Source organism: Mesorhizobium sp. M4B.F.Ca.ET.143.01.1.1 (genome assembly GCF_004792275.1).
GTDB classification, from domain to species: Bacteria; Pseudomonadota; Alphaproteobacteria; order Rhizobiales; family Rhizobiaceae; genus Mesorhizobium; species Mesorhizobium abyssinicae.
The window spans coordinates 1-279 of record NZ_SRSR01000301.1 but is presented as its reverse complement, the minus strand read 5'-3'; the positions used below and the strand labels follow the sequence as shown (position 1 = coordinate 279).

Below are 279 nucleotides of genomic sequence, written 5' to 3'. Positions count from 1 at the left end.
ACTCGAAACGGGTTACACTCGTAATGTGGATAGATCGGACATGCTGGACCTGGCTCGCAAGCGTGGCATCTCCGAAGCGACGTCACGGCGATTGGTCTGGATATTGCGAAGTCAGTGTTTCAAGTCCACGGGGTGGATGCGGCGAGTGAGGTTGTCTTTCGCAGGAAGCTGACGCGTGGGCGCGTGCTGGCATTCTTCGAGAGCCTGCCACGTTGCCTGGTCGGAATCGAAGCCTGCAGCTCGTCGCACTATTGGGCGAGAGAACTGAATGCACGTGGC

1 pseudogene is annotated in these 279 nt (G+C 58.1%); it reads left to right on the top strand.

Annotation, left to right across the window (positions count from 1 at the left end):
• Window positions 1–33 precede the first annotated feature (33 nt).
• A pseudogene (locus EN786_RS39210) lies at window positions 34–279 on the top strand (hypothetical protein); the annotation flags it as partial.